The organism is Faecalibacterium sp. OM04-11BH, from assembly GCF_003482185.1.
Taxonomy (GTDB): domain Bacteria; phylum Bacillota; class Clostridia; order Oscillospirales; family Ruminococcaceae; genus Faecalibacterium; species Faecalibacterium tardum.
Window position 1 is genome coordinate 1 of the sequence record NZ_QULS01000035.1, and the last position, 3,900, is coordinate 3,900.

Consider the following 3,900-nt stretch of genomic DNA (forward strand, 5'->3'; position numbering starts at 1 on the left):
GCCGAAAAATCTACCGCTGTGCTGCCGTTCAGTTTCATCAGAGTGCGGACAGCTTTATTAAAGGTGTCCAGTTCCTCTTTGTGCTGGGCAGCGTAAGCGTCCTTGGTCAACTTGAAGTTCTTCTTCATAAAAAAGTGTCGTGGATGGGCTTCAGCTTGGCATGGGCGGCGGCAGCATCCTTGATCTGGGCGATTGCCCGCATACGGTTTTCGTTCTGCTTCAACTGCCTACGGAGAGGGGCGGCGGTCTGGTTCAGGTTAGAAATTGCGGTATCCAGATCCTCGATGGTGTTCAGAGAATGGGCTTTCAGATAGTCCACCGCCCGTTTGACTTCCTCAAAGTCTCGGACAGTGCATTTCAGTTTTGCCTTGCCAGACCAATCGCTGCGCTGCTCGTTGCGGAGGTTGAAGTAATCCACCAGCAGGTCGGACAGCATTGGCTCCTTGGCTTGTTCCAGTGCATCCAAAAGAATCTGCTTCTTTTCATTCAGGTCTGCGATCCAGCGTTGCAGCCCACGAATCGCACTGCGGATGGACTGCATCAGGCTATTGGCGGCGCGAATATCCCGGTTCAGGTTGCCGAGAAAAGTTTCCACTCCACGCTTTTCCATCTGGTGTGCGGCGGGACCGAGATGCACGGTCGGTATCTGCTGGATGCCCTGTCGCTCAAAGGAGCGCAGGTCAACACGTTCCGGGCGGCCAGCCGCTTCCAAATAGCGGTTGGTAATGGTCTCCCAGCCATGCCGCCAGACCTCGGCATACTTCTGGTCGTTCCAGTCCACCGTGTTTTCCTTGTGGCACTTCCAGTTGCCGGAAGCGAGCCGGATGCGCTCACCGTTCTCGTCAAGGTCGTACACCTTTCGGGCTTTCGGCAACCACTTGCCGTGTTCGTCCATTGCCCGGAGCGTCAGCAGAATGTGAGCGTGTGGGTTTCCATCTCCCTTGTCGTGGATGGCAAAGTCGGCAATCATCCCTTTGGAAACAAACTGCTCCTGACAAAACTCTTTTATCATGGACAAATACTGCTCCTTCGGCACCTCCACCGGGAACGCCAGCACGATGCGCCGGGCAAGCTGGGAGTTCCACTGGTTCTCCACAGCTTCTACGGCGTTCCAGAGGGTCGCCCGGTCTGCATATCCGGGCGGCGCATAGGATGGCAGCATGATCTCAGCGTGGACAAGCTCTTTCTTCTTGTTGTAGAATTTTGTTCTCTGGTCGTACTCGCTGAACAGCCGTTCGCCGCTTTGGTAAGCGGCCCCGGCAACAGCGGACTGCCCTTGGCTGCGCTTGACGATGGTAATTTTGAAATGCGGACACGGAATAGGCATCACCCCCAAACAAAAAGACCGCCCAGCAAGATTGCTCTTGGTGAACGGTCTGGAATTGTATTCGGTTTTGCTCGCCGCCTTAGAACGGAGTGCCATGCGCTTCGATCTCAGGCGGGAGCCGCAAAAGGATAGCTGCAAAGCAGCGCAAGGAAAATGCAGTTTTCCTTGGGATGGAATCGGGCTGGCGCACAAACGCCAGCTTCGATTTCATCGAGCCGTCTGCAAGACCGCAATTTCACCGGAACGGTGTATAATTGCGCCCTTTATTCTAAAGGGTGCGGAACGCTGCGGCTTTCGTGCAGGTCGTGAATCATCTTTGCAAGAGCCAGCGCAACTTCCGGCTGACGGAACGCAATTTTCAGCAGCTCCATCACCTGATCGTTGGTGAGTTCTTCCGGCGCAATCAGAAAACTTTCCAGCATTCCGGCACGGGTACACAGCCGATGCACACGGGCCTTGCGGGTCAGCTCCGGTATCTGGTGTTCCAGAATTTTCTCCCGGTGCTGGTAGTAGCGCAGCTGCTGTTCTGCTTTGGCTTTCTCGCTGCGGAGATAGGCGAGATCGGTTTTCGGTTGGGTCAATGGCATCACGCTCCTTTTCAAAAGTTGGTTGTATTCGACATTTTTATTGGTTCGTGGTACACTACACACAATCAATGTGAATAGAGGTGACTGCGTTGCTTGCGTTATATCTAAGTGTGCTTGATGATCGAAACTTTGAAGAAGATTTTACCGAGGTGTACAATACATACAAACGGCTGGTTTACCATACCGCTTACAAAATCATGGATGATTCGTATCTGGCAGAGGATGTGCTACAAGAGGTATTTTTGTACGTTGCAAAAAATTTTTCTAAAATTCATCGAGAAAACTGTCACGAACTCGCTGCTTATCTCGTTAGTTGTAGTAGAAGCCGTGCATATGATATGCTTCGCAAACAACGAGAAGAATTGCTGGAAGATGTCCCAAACGAACCAGATGCCGCTCCGGTGCCGGATGATGCAGCAGTTAGCACCGATAACATTGAACGTCTAACAGAACTGATTGGCCAAATGAAACCGATGTACCGTGATCCGCTACGCCTTTTGGCAATGGGATATACAAACCGTGAGATTGCAAAATCGCTGGGATTAACGGATGAAGTGGTACGAACACGGCTCTTTCGAGGACGAAAACTATTATGGAAGGAGATGAACAGCCATGAGTGAGCGGACAGACATTTCATTTGATGCGGCTTTGATGATGGCACTTCGTGCAGATGCGCAAAGAGAACTGGATTCGCTTCCAACGCCAAAGCAGTTTGAGGAAATCTACCCAGATACGTCCCAATGGGACGAACGAATGACAGAGGCCTTAAAGAAGAAAAAGCACCACCCAGTGTTGAAACGAGTACTAATTGCGGCATTGACACTCGTAATGCTGACGGTTGGTGCTCTTGCGGTCAGCGCTGATTTCTGCAGGGCAGTCTATACGATGATTCAAAAAATTTCTGCCCATTGAGATGCAGCTGACTTATCAGGTGGATGGCGAACCGCTGGAGTGGCTCCCGGATGGATACAGCGACCATTATGTGCCGAACGGCTTTGAAATGGACGATGTGCAGAAATTTGAGCGAGCAGAAAACTTTTTACATGTTTACTCGTCAAAAGAAACAGAGGAAAGCTACACAGTCCGTTGCTCAATTATCCAGCCAGGGCAGCAGTCCCTGTTTGATAATGAGCATACAGTGTACGAAACCGTAAAGGTCGGAGAAGCAGATGGTGTACTTGGAACCAGTACGGATGAACATGGAAAGAATGTTTATACTCTAAGTTGGGAACATCGGGGGATTACACATACCGTTATGGGAAACATTCCATACGATGAGATTATGAAAATTGCGGAAGGTATCCGTTAAGAAAGCTGGACACTTGTGAGAGTTCACAAATGTCTGGCTTTCTTTTTGTCTGAACTTACAAAGATGGAAAATTTGAAAAATTTTCTCCTGAAAATTGAAACGAAGCGAATGCGAATTGCGTTGATTATACAAAGGCTCTTGATGGGAGCAAAAAAACGGAGGTGTATGTCTATGTCGAAAAAGCGTTTGTTGTCCATTGTTGTTTCAGCGGTGATTCTCTTGAGCTTTGCCTGCACCGCAATGGCCGCTGAAAAGTCTGAACGGTATGTAGGCGATAGTACGGTCAACGGATCTATTTACCAAACATACTATCAGGTTGATGCCCAGACTCGAACTGGAGTAAAGAAAATCAGCGTTTCAGGCGTTCTCTATGAAAAGGGGACAATTGGAACATGGCAAAAAGTAAGTAGCTGCTCAAACAGCAGCACGACCTCAACCTGCATGGTGAGCAGTAGCTTTAACACTAAGCCCGGAAAATCTTATAGGCTTGAGTATTCTGCGACCTTTAGCTATTCCGATGGACGGAGCGAAACCATTACCGGAAGTACCAGTAGATAAGTGGAGTTTGTTATATATTTCAGCAAGTTAGAAAGGTGTGAGGTAATTATAAAGGCGAGACCAACGCGAGTTATCCGATACCTAGCTATAGTCGCACTGTGCTTGCTTTTGGGCTTTAT

Annotated in this window: 6 protein-coding genes; 4 read left to right on the forward strand and 2 right to left on the reverse strand. The window is 49.4% G+C overall.

Going from position 1 to position 3,900, the window contains the following annotated elements:
- Positions 1-124 precede the first annotated feature (124 nt).
- Both mobQ and DXB44_RS14145 read right to left on the reverse strand, forming a co-directional pair.
- On the reverse strand, positions 125-1,327 hold the full coding sequence (gene mobQ, locus DXB44_RS14140; RefSeq protein WP_243111187.1) for a MobQ family relaxase: 1,203 nt from the start codon (positions 1,325-1,327) through the stop codon (positions 125-127).
- Between the two features lie 263 nt (positions 1,328-1,590).
- Entirely contained in the window at positions 1,591-1,914 is a 324-nt protein-coding gene (locus DXB44_RS14145; RefSeq protein ID WP_005924694.1) for a DUF3847 domain-containing protein, read from the reverse strand.
- 80 nt (positions 1,915-1,994) lie between these two features.
- Between DXB44_RS14145 and DXB44_RS14150 the strand changes: the two genes are divergently transcribed.
- From DXB44_RS14150 to DXB44_RS14160, 4 genes are all read left to right on the forward strand, one after another.
- Positions 1,995-2,534 (forward strand): sigma-70 family RNA polymerase sigma factor, encoded by a 540-nt coding sequence (locus DXB44_RS14150; RefSeq protein WP_223383315.1) that lies wholly within the window; start codon positions 1,995-1,997, stop codon positions 2,532-2,534.
- Positions 2,527-2,826, forward strand: coding sequence for a hypothetical protein (locus DXB44_RS14935; protein WP_243111189.1), 300 nt, complete (start codon positions 2,527-2,529; stop codon positions 2,824-2,826). Before DXB44_RS14150 ends, DXB44_RS14935 begins: the two co-directional genes overlap by 8 nt.
- Position 2,827: 1 nt before the next feature.
- A complete protein-coding gene (locus DXB44_RS14940) occupies positions 2,828-3,223 on the forward strand; it encodes a DUF4367 domain-containing protein (RefSeq protein ID WP_243111190.1) in 396 nt (131 codons plus the stop codon).
- Between the two features lie 171 nt (positions 3,224-3,394).
- Positions 3,395-3,781, forward strand: a complete 387-nt coding sequence (locus DXB44_RS14160) for a hypothetical protein (RefSeq protein ID WP_223383317.1) — start codon at positions 3,395-3,397, stop codon at positions 3,779-3,781.
- Positions 3,782-3,900: the final 119 nt, after the last annotated feature.